Consider the following 15,471-nt stretch of genomic DNA (forward strand, 5'->3'; position numbering starts at 1 on the left):
GTTGAAGAGCGCAGCAAAAAATTATGGCACAGTGGGGCGATGGAACCGCGCAGCTACCCCACCCTCGAAGACGCGATCGGCAATACCCCCCTGGTCGCGTTGCGCCGCATCGGCGAACCGGACAACCGCCGGCGCGGCAACGTGGTGCTGGCCAAGCTGGAGGGCAACAACCCGGCCGGGTCGGTGAAGGATCGCGCCGCCCTCGCCATGATCCGCGGCGCCGAGGATCGCGGCGAAATCAAGCCCGGCGACACGCTGATCGAGGCGACCTCGGGCAACACCGGCATCGCGCTGGCCATGGCCGCGGCGATCCGCGGCTACCGCATGGTGCTGGTCATGCCGGAGGACCTGTCGATCGAGCGGGCGCAGACGATGAAGGCGTTCGGCGCCGAACTGGTGCTCACGCCCAAGAGCGGCGGCATGGAATATGCGCGCGACCTGGCCGGGAACATGGCGCGCGAGGGCAAGGGCCGGGTGCTGGATCAGTTCGCCAACCCCGACAATCCGCGCATCCACTACGAGACCACCGGCCCCGAGCTCTGGCAGCAAACCGGCGGGCGCATCACCCACTTCGTCAGCGCCATGGGCACCACCGGCACGATCACCGGCGTGTCGCGCTACCTGAAGGAGAAGAACCCGAAGGCGCGCGTGGTCGGCGCCCAGCCGAGCGAGGGTTCGCGCATCCCGGGCATCCGCAAGTGGCCGCCCGAGTACATGCCCAGGATCTACGACCCCACCCACGTGGACGAGACCGTGCTGGTCAGCCAGGAGGAAGCCGAGGAGATGTGCCGGCGGCTGGCGCGCGAGGAAGGGATCTTCGGCGGCATCTCGGCGGCCGGCGCGTGCTGGGTGGCGCAGCAGGTCGCCCGGCAGGTCGAGAACGCGACCATCGTGTTCGTCGTGTGCGACCGGGGGGACCGGTATCTGTCGACCGGGGTGTTTCCGGCATGACCCGGGGCTTGTCATGCCGGGTTTGACCCGGCATCCATCTCCGGCATCTGGATTCCATCGACGTCCTGGAGATGGATGGCGGGTCCAGCCCGCAATGACGACAACAGCGCCATGAGCTACAGGTTCTGCCCCGAGTGCGCCACCGCCCTGCAGCCGATCGTGCAGGAGGAAGACGGTGGCCCCAGGGAGCGGCTGCGCTGCCCGGCCTGCCACTGGACGCACTGGAACAACCCGACGCCGGTGCTGGCGGCGGTGGTGGAGTTCCAGGACCGCATCCTGCTCGCGCGCAATGCCGCCTGGCCGGGCAAGATGTATGCACTGATCACCGGCTTCATGGAAGCCGGCGAGACGCCGCAGGAGGGCATCCGGCGCGAGCTGAAGGAAGAGACCAACCTCGACGCCGGCGCGGTGCAGCTGATCGGCGTCTACGACTTCCAGCGCATGAACCAGGTGATCATCGCCTTCCATGTGCAGGCGCACGGCGAGGTGCGCCTTTCGCCCGAACTGGCCGACTACCGCCTCTACGCGTACGACCAGGTCAAGTGCTGGCCGGCCGGCACCGGCTACGCCCTGGCCGACTGGCTGCGCGGCAAGGGATACGAGCCGCAGTTCGTCGAGTGGCAGCGCCGGGCGGACTAAGTGCCATCACCACGGATAGAGCTGCGCGGTGTCCCAGCCCCCCGCGGCCCGGTCCCGCGCAGACAGTTGCGGCTGGCCGCCGATGGCGGCCAGCGGCCAGTCGATGCCCAGGTGCGCATCGTTCCAGGCCAGCGCCCGCTCGTCCTGCGGCAGGTAGTAGTCGCTGGCCTTGTAGAGGAAGTCCGCCTGTTCCGACAGCACCAGGAAGCCGTGCCCGAAGCCGGGCGGGATCCACAGCTGCCGGTGGTTGTCGGCGCTGAGCTCGACGCCCACCCACTGGCCTCGGCGCGGCGAATCGCGCCGCAGGTCCACCGCCACGTCGAACACGCGCCCGCTGACCACCCGCACCAGCTTGCCCTGGGGGTGCTCCAGCTGGTAATGGATGCCGCGCAACACCCCGCGGCCCGAGCGCGAATGGTTGTCCTGCACGAACGCCACCGGCCGGCCCACGGCCTGGTCGAACGCGCGCTGGTTCCAGCTCTCCAGGAAGAAGCCGCGGGCGTCGCCGAACACGCGCGGCTCGACCAGCAGCACCTCCGGCAGGCGGGTGGGCGTGACCTGCATGGCGCTCAGCCCTTCAGCAGCGCCTGCAGGTAGGCGCCGTAGCTGCTCTTGCCCAGCGGCTCGGCCAGGGCCTGCAGCGCGGCGTCGTCGATCCAGCCGTTGCGCCAGGCGATTTCCTCCGGGCAGGCCACCTTCAGGCCCTGGCGCTGCTCCAGCGTATGGATGAACTGGGTGGCCTCCAGCAGGCTCTCGTGGGTGCCGGTGTCCAGCCAGGCGAAGCCGCGGCCCATGGTCTCCACGTGCAGGCGGCCGCGCGCCAGGTAGTGCTGGTTGACGCTGGTGATCTCCAGCTCGCCGCGCGCCGAAGGGCGCACCTGGGCCGCGATGTCGCACACCTCGCCGTCGTAGAAGTACAGGCCGGTCACGGCGCAGTTGCTCCTGGGCTGCGCGGGCTTTTCCTCGATCGAGGTGGCCCGGCCGTGCTCGTCGAACGCGACCACGCCGTAGCGCTGCGGGTCGCGCACGTGGTAGGCGAACACGGTGGCGCCTTCGGCGCTGTCGTTGGCCCGCCGCAGCAGCCGCACCAGGTCGTGTCCGTAGAAGATGTTGTCGCCCAGCACCAGGGCGCTGGGGGCGCCGGCCAGGAAGTCGCGGCCGATGAGAAACGCCTGCGCCAGCCCCTCGGGGCGCGGCTGCACGGCATACGAGATCTGCATGCCCCACTGGCTCCCATCGCCCAGCAGCTGCTCGAAGCGCGGCGTGTCCTGCGGCGTGCTGATCAGCAGCACCTCGCGGATGCCCGCCAGCATCAGCGTGGCCAGCGGGTAATAGACCATGGGCTTGTCGAACACCGGCAGCAGCTGCTTGGAGATGGCCAGCGTGGCCGGGTGCAGCCGGGTGCCGGCGCCGCCGGCCAGGACGATGCCCTTGCGGGCGGGCTTGTTCGTGGGCATGGGTCAGTTGGCGCGGTGGTGCGCGATTTCGGCGACGACGGCCCGCACGCCGTCCTGCCAGGGCGGCAGGCGCAGCCCGAAGGCCTGGCGAAGGCGGCTCGTGTCCAGCCGGGAGTTGCCCGGGCGGGCGGCCCGCACGGGGTAGTCGGAAGCCGGGATCGCCCGCACCCGGTCGGGCCTGGCCCGCAGCGGCAGGCCGCGCGACTGGGCCTCGCGCAGCAGCAGCAGGGCGTACTCGTGCCAGTTGGTGAATCCCGACGCGGCCAGGTGGTAGAGGCCGGCCAGCGCCTGCGGATCGGGCCGGTCGCGCAGCACGCGCAGCGCATGCGCCGTGACGTCGGCGATCAGGGCCGCGCGGGTCGGCGCGCCCCACTGGTCGGCCACGACCGCCAGTTCGTCGCGCACGGCCGCGGCCTTGAGGATGCTCTTGGCGAAGTTCTGGCCCCAGCTGTCGAACACCCAGCTGGTGCGCAGGACCAGGTGGCGCGGGGTCTCGCGCGCGATCGCCTCGTCGCCCGCCAGCTTGCTGCGGCCGTACACGCCCAGCGGGCCGGCCGGGTCCCCTTCGCGCCAGGGCTGCTCGCCGCTGCCGTCGTACACGTAATCGGTGGAGTAGTGGATCACCCACGCATCGATGCGGGCCGCGGCGCGGGCCAGCGCCTCGCAGGCCCGCGCATTGATCGCGAACGCGAGATCCGGCTCGTCCTCGGCCCGGTCGACCGCGGTGTAGGCGGCGGCATTGACCACGACCTGCGGGGCCACCTGGGCCACCGTTGCGGCGATGCCTTCCGCGTTGCGCAGGTCGCCGCACGCGCCGGTGCTGTGCCGGTCCAGCGCCACCACCTCGCCCAGCACCGCCAGGCTGCGCTGCAGCTGCCAGCCGACCTGGCCGCGGGCGCCGAACAGCAGGATCTTCATGCGGCGGCGTTCAGGGCCGGGTACTGCTGCTCGACCCAGCGCCGGTAGGCGCCGCTGGTGACGGATTCGACCCACCCGGCATTGGCGAGGTACCACTGCACCGTGTCGCGGATACCCTGCTCGAAGGCGACGGCCGGTTGCCAGCCCAGCTCGCGCGCGATCTTGCTGCCGTCGATGGCGTAGCGGCGGTCGTGGCCGCGGCGGTCGCCCACGTGCCGGATCAGCTCGGCGTGGGTGCGGCCCGGTCGCGCCTCGTCGATCACCCCGCAGATGGTGTGCACCACTTCCAGGTTGGTCCGCTCGGCGCGCCCGCCGATGTTGTACGTCTCGCCGGGGCGGCCGCGCTCCAGCACCGCCCGCAGCGCCGCGCAGTGATCGCCCACGTGCAGCCAGTCGCGCACCTGCAGCCCGTCGCCGTACACCGGCAGCGGCTGGCCGGCCAGGGCGTTGTGGATCGTCAGCGGGATCAGCTTCTCGGGGAACTGGCGCGGGCCGTAGTTGTTGGAGCAGTTGGTGGTGATCACCGGCAGCCCGAAGGTGTGGCACCAGGCCCGCGCGAAATGGTCGGCCGAGGCCTTGGAGGCCGAATACGGGCTGTTGGGCTGGTAGGGGTGCGCCTCGGTGAACGCGGGTTCGCTGGCGCCCAGCGAACCGAACACCTCGTCGGTGGAGACGTTGAGGAAGCGGAAGGCCTGCGCCTCGCCCGGCGGCAGCCGGCTCCAGTGCTCGTGGGCCGCCTGCAGCAGCCGCGTGGTGCCCACCACGTTGGTGTGGATGAACGCCTGCGGCCCGGCGATGGAGCGGTCGACGTGGCTTTCGGCGGCGAAATGGACGATCGCCCGCGGCCGGTGCTCGCCCAGCAGGGCCGCGACCCGCGTACCGTCGGCGATGTCGCCATGCACGAAGCGGTAGCGCGGGTCCGATTCCACGGCGCGCAGGTTGCCGAGGTGGCCGGCGTAGGTGAGCAGGTCGAGGTTGAGGACCGGCTCGCCGCCCTGGGCCAGCCAGTCGAGGATGAAGGCGGATCCGATGAATCCGCAGCCGCCGGTGACGAGGATCATGCAAGGCCTGCGAAGCAAGACCCCGACGATAGCAAATGCCCATCCGCGCCCCCGGCTGAACTTCTTCCCGGGCCGCCTAGAATCGAGCGCAGACGCAGATCATCCCGGGGGCGCACGATGAACATCGACAAGGAAATCGACACGCGCGGCCTGAACTGCCCGCTGCCCATCCTGCGCGCCAAGAAGGCGCTGACGGACATGCAGTCGGGCCAGCTCCTCAAGGTGGTCGCCACCGACCCCGGGTCGCTGCGCGACTTCCAGGCCTTTGCGAGCCAGACCGGCAACGAGCTGGTCGAGCAGCAACAGCAGGGCGAGGAGTTCATCCACGTCCTGAAGCGCCGCTAGAAAGCCCCCGGCGCAGTCGCCGGTCTCAGGCTCCGAGGCCCTTGAGGTATTCGCGGAAAGCGGGCCCGAGCTCGCGGTTCTGCAGCGCGAAATCGACCGTTGCCTGCAGGAAGCCGTCCTTGCTGCCGCAGTCGTAGCGCCGCCCTTCGTACAGGAAGGCGTGCACGCCCTCGCCCTCCATCAGCCGGGCGATGCCGTCGGTGAGCTGGATCTCGCCGCCGGCGCCGCGCGGGTTGGTGCGGATCATCTCGAAGACGGCGGGCGTCAGCACGTAGCGCCCGGCCACGCCCATGCGCGAGGGCGCCGAATCCGGGTCGGGTTTTTCCACCATCCGGTCGACCCGGGTGAGGCGCTCGCCCACGGCCTTGCCGGCCACGATGCCGTAGCGGCGGACGTGCTCGCGCGGGACTTCCTGCACCGCCAGGATGCAGGTGGGCGTGCGCTCGAACTGCCGCACCATCTGCGCCAGCACCGACGGTCCGCCTTCGGGGCCGGTCATCAGGTCGTCGGGCAGCAGTACCGCGAAGGGCTCGTTGCCCACGATCGGCGCCGCGCACAGGACCGCGTGCCCCAGGCCGAGGGCGCGCGGCTGCCGCACGTACGAGCAGGCCATGTCGGCCGGCGCGATCGATCGCACCAGCTCCAGCAGCTCCTTCTTGCCGCCGGCCTGCAGCTCCATCTCCAGTTCGGGCGAGCTGTCGAAGTGGTCCTCGATGGCCCGCTTGCTGCGGCCGGTGACGAACACCATGTGCCGGATGCCGGCCTCGTACGCCTCTTCCACCGCGTACTGGATCAGCGGCTTGTCGACGACCGGCAGCATCTCCTTGGGGATGGCCTTGGTGGCCGGCAGGAAGCGCGTGCCCAGGCCGGCTACCGGGAAGACGGCCTTGTTGATCCTCGTGACATTCTTCATAGCCTTGAAAGTTGATCTTGGTTAAAGTCCGCGCAGTTTTTCACGAGTTGCAGGCCTCAGCCGTTGTCCCGGGCTGAAATCCCTGTCGGACAAGGACCCAACCCACCTTGGACATCTTACTGGTCGACCGCCTCGTCCCCGAAGCGCTGGCATGGCTGCAGGAGCGCTACGGCGTCGAGTCGCGCGGCGACCTGGCCGCCGACCCCAGCGCCTTGCGCAAGGCCGTGTACAAGGCACGGGCCGTGGTGCTGCCGCGCAAGGTGGTGGTCACGCAGGAGTTCCTCGACTTCGCGCCCATGCTCAAGGCGGTGGCGCGCATGCACGTGGGCACCGACAACACCGACCTGGAGGCCTGCCGGGCCCGCAAGGTCCGGGTCATCCAGTCCAGCACGGCCAACGTGCGCTCCAACGCCGAATACCTGCTGGCCAGCCTGCTGATGCTGTACCGGCGCGGCATCGGCGCGGCCGTCAACGGCGACCGCCATGCCGAGATCCGCCTCGGGCGCGAGCTCAGTGGCAGCGTGGTCGGCATCCTCGGGCTCGGGCCCACCGCGCACACGCTGGCGCTGATGCTGCATTCGCTGGGCGCACGGCTGATCGGCTACGACCCGGCCGTGCACCACACGGCCCCGATCTGGGCGCGCCTGAAGATCCAGCCGGTGGGCCTGCAGGAGCTGGTGGCCAACGCCGACTCGATCTCGGTGCAGGTGATGTACGCCTCGCGCTACCAGGGCTTCATCAACGACAAGCTGCTGGCCCACTGCAAGCCGGGTCAGCTGTGGGTGGGCATCAGCCGCTCGCACCTGTACGACGCGCACGCCTTCGCCCGGGCCCTGAACGACGGGCGCATCGAGGCCGCGCTGCTGGACGGCGCCGAATCGGGCTTCGCCTCGCGCGGCTCGCCGCTGCACGAGTGCGGCAACCTGTTCCTCACCCCGCGCCTGGGCTCCCACACCCGCGAGGCGCGCCTGCGCGCCAGCTGGTACGTGGCGCACCGCATCCACGAGACACTGTCTGAGCCGGGCAGTGCGGTGTTCGAACCCACGCCCACGGGGACGATGGACCTGGGGGTCTGATCGCCCGCAAGGCGCCGCCGCGCCTTGCGCTTCGCCATCCTGACGATGCTTCGCGCGGCCGCCCTCCCGGCGGCCTAATCGCGGTGCTTGTCGGCCTCGGTGGTGAAGGCGTCGGCGTAGAACTCCTCGGGGGGCAGGCCGGCCAGGGCGCTGTATTCGGCGCGGGCGGAATCGACCACGATGGGCGCGCCGCAGGCATAGACCTGGTGGCCCGAAAGATCGGGAAAGTCCTCCAGCACCGCCTTGTGCACGAAGCCCGTCCGGCCGGTCCAGTTGTCCTCGGGGGTCGCGTTGGAGATCACCGGCACGTACTTCAGGTGGGCCATCTCGGCGCAGCGCGCCCGCACCCAGTCGTCCAGGTACAGGTCGCCCGGACGGCGGCCACCCCAGTAGAGCGTGGCCGGCCGGGTGATGCCCTTGTGCTGCATGTGCTCGATCAGGGCCTTGATCGGCGCGAAGCCGGTGCCCGAGGCCAGCAGGACCATGGGCTTGCCGGAGTCCTCGCGCAGGAAGAAGCTGCCGTACGGGCCTTCCACCCGCAGGATCTCCTTTTCCTTCATCGCGCCGAACACGTGGTCGGTGAACTTGCCGCCGGGCATGTGGCGGATGTGCAGTTCCACCCCGGGCCCGTTGTGCGGCGCGTTGGCCATCGAGTAGCTGCGGCGCGAGCCGTCGCGCAGGATGAATTCGACGTACTGCCCGGCGTGGTAGCGCAGGGTGTCGTTGGCGGGCAGCTGCAGCTTCACCACCATCACGTCGTGCGAGCGCTTCTCCAGCGCGATCACGCGCGAGGGCATCTTCTTGATCGGGAAGGCGCTCTCGTCGGTGACCTGGCGCGATTCCAGCACCACGTCGGTCAGGGCGAAGGCGCTGCAGGTCAGCACGTAGCCGGCCGCTTCCTCCTCGGCGCTCAGCGCCTTGCTCTGGTGCGCACGGTGGACCACCTCGCCTTCGAGCTTGCGGCACTTGCACGAGCCGCAGGCGCCGTCCTTGCAGCCGTACGGCATGCCGATGCCCTGGCGGATGGCGGCGGCCAGCAGGGCTTCGTCGGCATTGGCGCTGAAGGTCCGGCCGCTGGGCTGCACGGTCACCTGGAAGGGGCCGGCTGCGGCCTCGGCGCTGGTCATGTCTGTGTATCCTCGGAGCTGGTTTTCACTCGACGAAGCCGGTATTTTGCCCTCGAACCAGAGTCCCCTGGGCGCGCGCCCCGCGCGCTTCCGGCGCGAGCGCATCCTGGTCGTCGGCTGCGGCGACGTGGGCCTGCGCGTCGCGCGCGAGCTGCGCGGGCGGGTGCGGCTGCTCGCCCTGACTTCGTCGCCCGCGCGCATCGGTGCCCTGCGCGCGCAGGGCCTCACGCCGCTGGCCGGCGACCTCGACCGGCCCCGCACCCTGGCCCGGCTGGCGGGGCTGGCCACGCGCGTGGTCCACCTGGCGCCGCCCCCGTCCGACCGGGAGCCGGCCTGGCGCGATCCCCGCACCTCGGCCCTGCTGCAGGCGCTGCGCCTGCGCACGCCGCCGGCCGCACTGGTGTATGCGTCGACCACCGGCGTGTACGGCGACTGCGGCGGCGACAAGGTCGGTGAATCGCGATCCATCGCCCCCCGCACGGCCCGGGCGCAGCGCCGCGCCGACGCCGAACGGGCGGTGCGGTACTTCGGCCGCGCCGCCGGCGTGCGGGCCGCCATCCTGCGCGTGCCCGGCATCTATGCGCCCGACCGCGAGGGCGGCACGCCCCGCGAGCGGCTCCTCAAGGGCACGCCGGTGCTGCGGCCCGAGGACGACGTCTACACCAGCCACATCCACGCCGACGACCTGGCGCGGGCCGTCGCCGCGGCACTCTGGCGCGGCCGCCCGCAGCGGGTGGTGAACGTCGCGGACGACACCGAGCTGAAGATGGGCGACTGGTTCGACCTGGCGGCGGACCGCTACGGCCTGCCGCGGCCGCCGCGCATCACGCGCGAGCAGGCGCGCGAGCAGCTGGCGCCCCTGCTCCTGAGTTTCATGGGCGAGTCGCGCCGGCTGGACAACGGCCGCCTCAAGCGCGAGTTGCGGCTGCGGCTGCGGCACCCCACGGTGCGCGAGGGGCTGTAGCCCCGCAGGAGGCGCGGGGTGCCGACCCTACAATTTCGGCATGAGCGACCTCTCCTCGATCACCCCGCGCGACAAGGCCGAGATCCTGGCCCAGGCGCTGCCCTACATCCGCAAGTTCCATGGCAAGACCATGGTGATCAAGTACGGCGGCAACGCGATGACCGACCCGGGGCTGCAGGCCGACTTCGCCGAAGACGTGGTGCTGCTCAAGCTGGTGGGCATGAACCCCGTGGTGGTGCACGGCGGCGGCCCGCAGATCGAGCAGGCGCTCAAGCGGCTGGGCAAGAAGGGCGAATTCATCCAGGGCATGCGCGTGACCGACGCCGAGACCATGGAGGTGGTCGAGTGGGTGCTGGCCGGCGAGGTGCAGCAGGACATCGTCGGCCTGATCAACCAGGCCGGCGGCAAGGCGGTGGGCCTGACCGGCCGCGACGGCGGCATGATCCGCGCCCGCAAGCTGAAGATGGTCGACAACCAGGACCCGAGCAAGGAGCACGACGTCGGCCAGGTCGGCGACATCATCGCCATCGAGCCGGCCGTGGTGAAGGCGCTGCAGGACGACCAGTTCATCCCGGTGATCAGCCCGATCGGCTTCGGCGAGGAGAACGAGAGCTACAACATCAACGCCGACGTGGTCGCCGGCAAGCTGGCCACCGTGCTGAAGGCCGAGAAGCTGGTGCTGCTGACCAACACGCCGGGCGTGCTGGACAAGAACGGCCAGCTGCTCACCGAGCTGAGCGCGGCCGAGATCGACGGCCTGTTCGCCGACGGCACGCTGTCCGGCGGCATGCTGCCCAAGATCAGCGGCGCGCTGGAAGCGGCCCGCAACGGCGTGAACTCGGTGCACATCATCGACGGCCGGGTGCCGCACTCGATGCTGCTGGAGATCCTGACCGAGCAGGCCTACGGGACCATGATCCGCTCGAAATGAATCCCCCGAAGTCCGGCTGCGGGAGCTGAAGTGCGTCTGCTGCTCGTCGAGGACGACGTGATGGTCGCCAGCGGCATCAAGCTGGGGCTGACCGACGCCGGCTACGCGGTCGACTGGGTCGGCAGCGGCGAGCGCGCCGAGGAGGTGCTGCGCGCCGAGGTGTTCGACGTCGCCGTGATCGACATCGGGCTGCCCAACATGGACGGCCTGGAGCTGACCCGCCGCCTGCGCAAGCCGGGCATGGCCAGCCGCAAGGTGCCGGTGCTGATCCTGACCGCGCGCGACGCCTTGCAGGACCGGGTGCAGGGCCTGGACCTGGGCGCCGACGACTACATGATCAAGCCGTTCGAGTTGCCGGAGCTGCTGGCGCGCCTGCGGGCGCTGCTGCGGCGGTCGCAGGCGGCCACCAGCGCCGTGCTCAGCTTCGGTCCGGTGGAGCTGGACACCGCCAACCGCCGCGCCAGCGCGGTGCACCAGGACCGGCGCAGCACCATCGAGCTGGGCCCGCGCGAGTGGACGGTGCTGGAGTACCTGTTGATGCACGCACCCAAGCCGGCCAGCAAGGAGAAGCTGCTGCAGGCCCTGACCGGCTGGGACAAGGAGATCACGCCCAACGCCGTGGAGGTCTACATCTCGCGGCTGCGCGGCAAGCTCGAGCCGCACGGGGTGGCGCTGCGCTCCATCCGCGGCTTCGGCTACCGGCTGGAACTGCAGGAGCCCGCCGCTCCATGATGTACTTCCGCGCTCCCGGTCCGGTGCAGCGCGCCCCGGGCGAGCGCATGCTGTCCGGCCTGCGGCGCCGCCTGACGGTGATGCTGCTGGTGCCGCTGGTGCTGCTGGCGCTGGGCAACGCCTGGTTCGCGTACGGCTCGGCCGACGACGTCGCGCTGCAGCAGGACCGCCGGCTGCAGGCCCTGGTGCCGCTGCTCGCCGACTCGGTCATCGGCCAGGGCAGCGGCCCCGACGAGGCGCTGGTGCTGATGATGGCGCCCAGCGTGCAGGAGTTCCTCAGGGAGCGGCCCGGCCCCGCCACTTTCGCCATCACCGACCCGGACGGCAAGCTGCTGCTGGGCGACGAGTGGCTGGCGGCGCTGCCGCCGCCGGACACCCAGCTCGAATTCCACAGCGAGCAATTCGACGGCATCACCTGGCGGATTGCGCGCCAGCGCCAGCGGACGGTGGTCGGGGACGTGGCGGTGGCCATCGCGGACGGTTCCGATCCGCGCCAGCAGTGGGCCCGCTCGATCCTGCTGAAGGTGCTGCTGCCCAACCTGGTGCTGATTGCGGCGGCCGCCGTCACGGTGGGCTGGGCGGTCGAGCGGGCGCTCCGGCCGCTGCTGGCCCTGAAGGATGCGGTGGAGCGGCGCTCGCCGCGCGACCTGAGCGCCCTGGACGAGGGCGGCTCGCCGGAGGAAGTGCGGCCGCTGGTGCAGTCGCTCAACCGGCTGTTCGGGATGGTGAATGCCCAGGCCGAGAGCCAGCGCCGCTTCATCGCCGACGCGGCGCACCAGTTGCGCACGCCGCTGGCCGCCCTGCAGGCGCAGGTGGAGGCGTGGGCGCAGGCGGCCGGCCATGCCGGACCGGATGGGCGGATGGAGTTGCCGGCGGAGCAGGTGCACAAGCTGCGCGGCGCCACCCGGCGCACCTCCCAGCTGGCCAACCAGCTGCTGGCCCTCTCGCGGGCCGACGCGCGGACCATGCAGGCCCAGCCCCTGCACCGCGTCGACCTGAAGTCGCTGTGCGAGGACATCCTGGGCGCGCACCTGGACGCCGCCGGCGCGCGCCGCATCGACCTGGGGCTGGAGGCTGCGCCGGTACAGGTGATGGGTCATGAGTGGCTGCTGCGCGAGCTGCTGGCCAACCTGGTCGACAACGCCGTCAAGTACACGCCCGAGGGCGGCACGGTCACCCTGCGCTGCGGCGTGCAGGCCGGCCAGGCGTTCCTGGAGGTGGAGGACGACGGGCGCGGCGTGCCCGAAGCCGAGCTCGGGCGGGTGCTGGAGCGCTTCTACCGGGTGCAGGGCACGGCCGGCGAGGGCAATGGCCTGGGGCTGGCGATCGCGCAGGAGATCGCGCGCGTGCACCACAGCCAGCTGGAACTGGGCGCGGGCGCCGGCGGACGCGGCCTGCGCGCGCGGCTGTTGCTGGCGTTGTAAGCGCGCACTTGGGCGCGCAGCCGCGCTGCCGCACGCACCCTGGGCGTCAGCAGCGCCCCATCGGTGTGCGAGAATGCCGCCAACTGATCCATTGCCAAGCCATGTCCGAAGCCGAGCTCAGCACGCCCGCAGTTCCCGCCGCCGAGGCCGCGGCGCCCGCGCGCAAGCGCCCCAAGCCGGGCGAGCGGCGGGTGCAGATCCTGCAGGCGCTGGCGATGATGCTGGAGCAACCCGGCGCCGAGCGCATCACCACGGCGGCGCTGGCGGCGCGGCTGGAGGTCAGCGAAGCGGCCCTGTACCGCCATTTCGCCAGCAAGGCCCAGATGTTCGAGGGCCTGATCGAATTCATCGAGCAGAGCGTGTTCACGCTGGTCAACCAGATCCAGGAGCGCGAGGGCGGCCCGGAGGCCGGCAGCCGCCAGGCTGCGCGCATCGTCACCATGGTGGTGCAGTTCGCCGAGAAGAACCCCGGCATGACGCGCGTGATGGTGGGCGATGCGCTGGTGTTCGAGAACGAGCGCCTGCAGCAGCGCATGAACCAGTTCTTCGACAAGATCGAGTCCACGCTCAAGCAGTGCCTGCGCGAGGCCGGCGCCGAGCCCTCCGCCACCCCCACGGTCGACGCGCAGGTGCGCGCTTCCATGCTCACCGCTTTCGTGGTGGGCCGGTTGCAGCGCTTTGCCCGCTCCGGCTTCCGGCGCAGCCCGTCGGAGCACCTGGACGCCAGCCTGGGCTTCATGCTGGGCTGAGCCGCCGGCACGCCTGGTCCGTCCGCCCTGCCGCCGCTGCGGCCGGCGCCTCGCATGTCCGCCCTGCACCGCATCCGACTCGCCGGCGAGGACGCGCTGCTGCACCCGACCGGCGCGCTGTTGCTGCCGGCGCACGGCGCGCTGCTGGTTGCCGACGCGCACTTCGGCAAGGCGGTGAGCTACCGCCGGCTGGGCGTGCCGGTGCCGGAGGCCACCACCGGCGCCACGCTGGATGCGCTGTCGCGGGCCCTGGCCAGCACTTCGGCGCGCCGGGTCGTCTTCCTGGGCGATTTCCTGCACTCGCGCCGCTCGCATGCGCGCGAAACCCTGGCCGCGCTGCAGGCCTGGCGCGATCGCCATGCCGCGCTGGACCTGACGCTGGTGCGCGGCAATCACGATGCCCGGGCGGGCGACCCGCCCGCCTCGCTGGGCATCGAAGCGACCGGAGAGCCGCTGCTGCTGGGCTCGTTCGCCCTGTGCCACCACCCGGAACCGGCGGCGGGGCGCTACGTCCTGGCCGGGCATTGGCACCCCTGCGTCGGCCTCGGCGGCCGCGCCTTCGATCGCCTGCGCCTGCCCTGCTTCTGGCTGGGCGACGACAGTGGCGCTCAGCCGCAGCGCGCGGTCGGCGTGCTGCCGGCGTTCGGCAGCTTCACCGGCATGCACCCGATCCGGCGCGTGCCCGGCGACCGCATCTACGCGATCGCCGACGGCGTGCTGCGGCCGCTGCCTGCCGCCTGACCCGGCCTGAGCGCGGCCCGCCGGCGCCGAAACACTTGGCAAGACGCTTTTGCACATGCTGCCGCGGCGGCTGGCGCCGCGGCCCGCTCCCGACAATCCCGCACGAAGGGCTGCCGCATGGATTTCAAGGACTACTACCAGGTGCTCGGCGTGGCGCGCGACGCCACCGGGGACGACATCCGCAAGGCCTATCGCAGGCTGGCACGCAAGTACCACCCCGACGTCAGCAAGGAAGCCGGTGCGGCCGCGCGCATGGCCGAAGTGAACGAAGCCAACGCCGTCCTGTCCGACCCCGAGAAGCGCGCCGCCTATGACCAGCTCGCCAGCCAGCCGCAGGCGCGCGCGGGCGGCGGTTTCCAGCCTCCGCCCAACTGGGATGCCGGCTGGGAGTTCAGCGGCAGCGAGGGCGTTTCCGAGGAGGCCTACAGCGACTTCTTCGAGCAGCTGTTCGGGCGCGCGGCCCGGCAACGCAGTACCGGCGGCCACGGTGCGCGCGCCGCAGCGGGGCCCTTGCGAGGCGAAGACCATTACGCGCGGGTCGAGCTGGATCTGCTCGATGCCTACCGCGGGGTCGAGCGCACCCTGGCGCTGCAAAGCGGCCGGCTCGATCCACAGGGACGCCTGCACCGCGAGCAGAGGCAGTTGCAGGTGCGCATCCCCCGGGGCGTGCGCGAAGGCCAGCACATCCGCCTGGCCGGCCAGGGCAACCCGGGCCTGAACGGCGGGCCGGCGGGGGACCTGCTGCTGGAAGTGGTGTTCCGGCCCGATCCACGCTGGCGCGCCGAGGGTCGCGACGTCTACCAGCGGGTGCCGCTGGCGGCCTGGGAGGCCGCGCTGGGCGGTCCCGTCGAGGTCGCCACGCCGGCCGGCGTGGTGGAGGTGCAGGTGCCGGCGGGTTCCGGCGCCGGTCGCAAGCTGCGCCTGAAGGGCCGCGGCCTTCCTTCCGCCCCGCCGGGCGACCTGTACCTGGAACTGGAGCTGGTGGCGCCGCCCGCCGTCACCGATGCGCAGCGCGCCGCCTGGGAGGCGCTGCGCGCCAGCTACCCCGGTTTCGAGGTGCGCCGGGCCGCCGGCGGAGGATGAGCATGCGTGAAGAGATCCGTGAAGTCGAAGTGCTCGGCGATGCCGCCTTGTCGGTCGAGGAAGTCGCGCGCCTGTGCGGTGTGCAGGTGGCCTGGGTGCAGGAGCACGTGCAGGCGGGCGTGCTGCGCGCCAGCGGGCAGGGTGGGCAGTGGCGCTTCGACAGCGCCACGCTGGTTCGGGCGCGCCGGGTCGCGAAGCTGGAATCGGGCTTCGGCGCCGATCCGCAGCTGGCCGCGCTGGCGGCCGACCTGATGGAGGAAGTGGCCCTGCTGCGCCGCCGGCTGCAGATGCTCGAAGGTGGCGATCCGGGCCCCTGAGCCGGCTTTCTAGGCCGGTGCCCCTAGAGGCCGGAAGGGTTGG

General features: G+C 71.4%; 18 protein-coding genes. 12 read left to right on the forward strand and 6 right to left on the reverse strand.

The genetic code is table 11. The features are described from left to right. The first annotated feature begins 39 nt into the window (after positions 1-39). Positions 40-951, forward strand: a complete 912-nt coding sequence (gene cysM, locus V6M57_RS15580) for a cysteine synthase CysM (protein ID WP_332815914.1) — start codon at positions 40-42, stop codon at positions 949-951. A gap of 111 nt (positions 952-1,062) precedes the next feature. Next, positions 1,063-1,590: an NUDIX domain-containing protein gene (locus V6M57_RS15585; protein WP_332815915.1), complete on the forward strand. Its 528-nt coding sequence runs from the start codon at positions 1,063-1,065 to the stop codon at positions 1,588-1,590. 6 nt (positions 1,591-1,596) lie between these two features. Here V6M57_RS15585 and rfbC read toward each other — a convergent pair whose 3' ends face one another. Genes rfbC through rfbB form a run of 4 tightly spaced genes read right to left on the reverse strand, consistent with a single transcriptional unit; the run spans position 1,597 to position 5,026 of the window. After that, positions 1,597-2,154, reverse strand: a complete 558-nt coding sequence (rfbC, locus tag V6M57_RS15590; RefSeq protein ID WP_332815916.1) for a dTDP-4-dehydrorhamnose 3,5-epimerase — start codon at positions 2,152-2,154, stop codon at positions 1,597-1,599. Between the two features lie 5 nt (positions 2,155-2,159). Next, positions 2,160-3,047, reverse strand: coding sequence for a glucose-1-phosphate thymidylyltransferase RfbA (rfbA, locus tag V6M57_RS15595; RefSeq protein WP_332815917.1), 888 nt, complete (start codon positions 3,045-3,047; stop codon positions 2,160-2,162). A gap of 3 nt (positions 3,048-3,050) precedes the next feature. After that, positions 3,051-3,965: a dTDP-4-dehydrorhamnose reductase gene (rfbD, locus tag V6M57_RS15600; RefSeq protein ID WP_332815918.1), complete on the reverse strand. Its 915-nt coding sequence runs from the start codon at positions 3,963-3,965 to the stop codon at positions 3,051-3,053. Beyond that, positions 3,962-5,026, reverse strand: a complete 1,065-nt coding sequence (rfbB, locus tag V6M57_RS15605) for a dTDP-glucose 4,6-dehydratase (protein ID WP_332815919.1) — start codon at positions 5,024-5,026, stop codon at positions 3,962-3,964. Before rfbB ends, rfbD begins: the two co-directional genes overlap by 4 nt. 117 nt (positions 5,027-5,143) lie before the next feature. Between rfbB and V6M57_RS15610 the strand changes: the two genes are divergently transcribed. Continuing rightward, the gene (locus V6M57_RS15610; protein WP_332815920.1) at positions 5,144-5,371 is read left to right on the forward strand and encodes a sulfurtransferase TusA family protein; all 228 of its coding nucleotides are present in this window, start codon (positions 5,144-5,146) and stop codon (positions 5,369-5,371) included. A 25-nt stretch (positions 5,372-5,396) separates the two neighbouring features. Here the strand turns inward: V6M57_RS15610 and galU are convergent, their stop codons facing one another. Then, positions 5,397-6,284 (reverse strand): UTP--glucose-1-phosphate uridylyltransferase GalU, encoded by an 888-nt coding sequence (galU, locus tag V6M57_RS15615; protein WP_332815921.1) that lies wholly within the window; start codon positions 6,282-6,284, stop codon positions 5,397-5,399. 107 nt (positions 6,285-6,391) lie between these two features. Here galU and V6M57_RS15620 point away from each other — a divergent pair, with 107 nt between their 5' ends. Then, complete coding sequence (locus V6M57_RS15620; RefSeq protein WP_332815922.1) at positions 6,392-7,360, forward strand: NAD(P)-dependent oxidoreductase; 969 nt, start codon at positions 6,392-6,394, stop codon at positions 7,358-7,360. A gap of 74 nt (positions 7,361-7,434) precedes the next feature. Here the strand turns inward: V6M57_RS15620 and V6M57_RS15625 are convergent, their stop codons facing one another. Next, complete coding sequence (locus V6M57_RS15625) at positions 7,435-8,487, reverse strand: CDP-6-deoxy-delta-3,4-glucoseen reductase (protein WP_332815923.1); 1,053 nt, start codon at positions 8,485-8,487, stop codon at positions 7,435-7,437. 46 nt (positions 8,488-8,533) lie between these two features. On the opposite strand from V6M57_RS15625, the gene V6M57_RS15630 reads away from it, so the two are divergent. The 8 genes from V6M57_RS15630 (at position 8,534) to V6M57_RS15665 (ending at position 15,428) form a co-directional block, all read left to right on the forward strand. Continuing rightward, on the forward strand, positions 8,534-9,451 hold the full coding sequence (locus V6M57_RS15630; protein ID WP_332815924.1) for an SDR family oxidoreductase: 918 nt from the start codon (positions 8,534-8,536) through the stop codon (positions 9,449-9,451). Positions 9,452-9,491: 40 nt separating this feature from the next. Then, entirely contained in the window at positions 9,492-10,382 is an 891-nt protein-coding gene (argB, locus tag V6M57_RS15635) for an acetylglutamate kinase (RefSeq protein WP_332815925.1), read from the forward strand. A 30-nt stretch (positions 10,383-10,412) separates the two neighbouring features. Then, positions 10,413-11,114 carry a response regulator transcription factor gene (locus tag V6M57_RS15640; protein WP_332815926.1) on the forward strand — a complete coding sequence of 234 codons (702 nt, stop codon included), beginning with the start codon at positions 10,413-10,415 and terminating at the stop codon, positions 11,112-11,114. Between the two features lie 47 nt (positions 11,115-11,161). After that, positions 11,162-12,538, forward strand: coding sequence for an ATP-binding protein (locus V6M57_RS15645; RefSeq protein WP_332816128.1), 1,377 nt, complete (start codon positions 11,162-11,164; stop codon positions 12,536-12,538). A 101-nt stretch (positions 12,539-12,639) separates the two neighbouring features. Next, positions 12,640-13,287, forward strand: a complete 648-nt coding sequence (gene slmA, locus V6M57_RS15650) for a nucleoid occlusion factor SlmA (RefSeq protein ID WP_332815927.1) — start codon at positions 12,640-12,642, stop codon at positions 13,285-13,287. A gap of 54 nt (positions 13,288-13,341) precedes the next feature. Further along, positions 13,342-14,028: a ligase-associated DNA damage response endonuclease PdeM gene (gene pdeM / locus V6M57_RS15655; protein ID WP_332815928.1), complete on the forward strand. Its 687-nt coding sequence runs from the start codon at positions 13,342-13,344 to the stop codon at positions 14,026-14,028. 117 nt (positions 14,029-14,145) lie between these two features. After that, complete coding sequence (locus V6M57_RS15660; protein ID WP_332815929.1) at positions 14,146-15,111, forward strand: DnaJ C-terminal domain-containing protein; 966 nt, start codon at positions 14,146-14,148, stop codon at positions 15,109-15,111. Between the two features lie 2 nt (positions 15,112-15,113). Beyond that, entirely contained in the window at positions 15,114-15,428 is a 315-nt protein-coding gene (locus tag V6M57_RS15665; protein ID WP_332815930.1) for a chaperone modulator CbpM, read from the forward strand. Positions 15,429-15,471: the final 43 nt, after the last annotated feature.

Origin of the sequence: Ramlibacter sp. (genome assembly GCF_036676645.1) — a bacterium.
Lineage (GTDB): Bacteria > Pseudomonadota > Gammaproteobacteria > Burkholderiales > Burkholderiaceae_C > Ramlibacter.

Excerpts from the sequence above, each read along its gene's own strand:
- cysM (WP_332815914.1), top strand. The coding sequence starts at position 40 with ATGGAACCGCGCAGCTACCCCACCCTCGAAGACGCGATCGGCAATACC.
- V6M57_RS15585 (WP_332815915.1), top strand. The coding sequence starts at position 1,063 with ATGAGCTACAGGTTCTGCCCCGAGTGCGCCACCGCCCTGCAGCCGATC.
- rfbC (WP_332815916.1), bottom strand. The coding sequence starts at position 2,154 with ATGCAGGTCACGCCCACCCGCCTGCCGGAGGTGCTGCTGGTCGAGCCG.
- rfbA (WP_332815917.1), bottom strand. The coding sequence starts at position 3,047 with ATGCCCACGAACAAGCCCGCCCGCAAGGGCATCGTCCTGGCCGGCGGC.
- rfbD (WP_332815918.1), bottom strand. The coding sequence starts at position 3,965 with ATGAAGATCCTGCTGTTCGGCGCCCGCGGCCAGGTCGGCTGGCAGCTG.
- rfbB (WP_332815919.1), bottom strand. The coding sequence starts at position 5,026 with ATGATCCTCGTCACCGGCGGCTGCGGATTCATCGGATCCGCCTTCATC.
- V6M57_RS15610 (WP_332815920.1), top strand. The coding sequence starts at position 5,144 with ATGAACATCGACAAGGAAATCGACACGCGCGGCCTGAACTGCCCGCTG.
- galU (WP_332815921.1), bottom strand. The coding sequence starts at position 6,284 with ATGAAGAATGTCACGAGGATCAACAAGGCCGTCTTCCCGGTAGCCGGC.
- V6M57_RS15625 (WP_332815923.1), bottom strand. The coding sequence starts at position 8,487 with ATGACCAGCGCCGAGGCCGCAGCCGGCCCCTTCCAGGTGACCGTGCAG.
- argB (WP_332815925.1), top strand. The coding sequence starts at position 9,492 with ATGAGCGACCTCTCCTCGATCACCCCGCGCGACAAGGCCGAGATCCTG.
- V6M57_RS15645 (WP_332816128.1), top strand. The coding sequence starts at position 11,162 with ATGCTGTCCGGCCTGCGGCGCCGCCTGACGGTGATGCTGCTGGTGCCG.
- slmA (WP_332815927.1), top strand. The coding sequence starts at position 12,640 with ATGTCCGAAGCCGAGCTCAGCACGCCCGCAGTTCCCGCCGCCGAGGCC.
- pdeM (WP_332815928.1), top strand. The coding sequence starts at position 13,342 with ATGTCCGCCCTGCACCGCATCCGACTCGCCGGCGAGGACGCGCTGCTG.
- V6M57_RS15660 (WP_332815929.1), top strand. The coding sequence starts at position 14,146 with ATGGATTTCAAGGACTACTACCAGGTGCTCGGCGTGGCGCGCGACGCC.
- V6M57_RS15665 (WP_332815930.1), top strand. The coding sequence starts at position 15,114 with ATGCGTGAAGAGATCCGTGAAGTCGAAGTGCTCGGCGATGCCGCCTTG.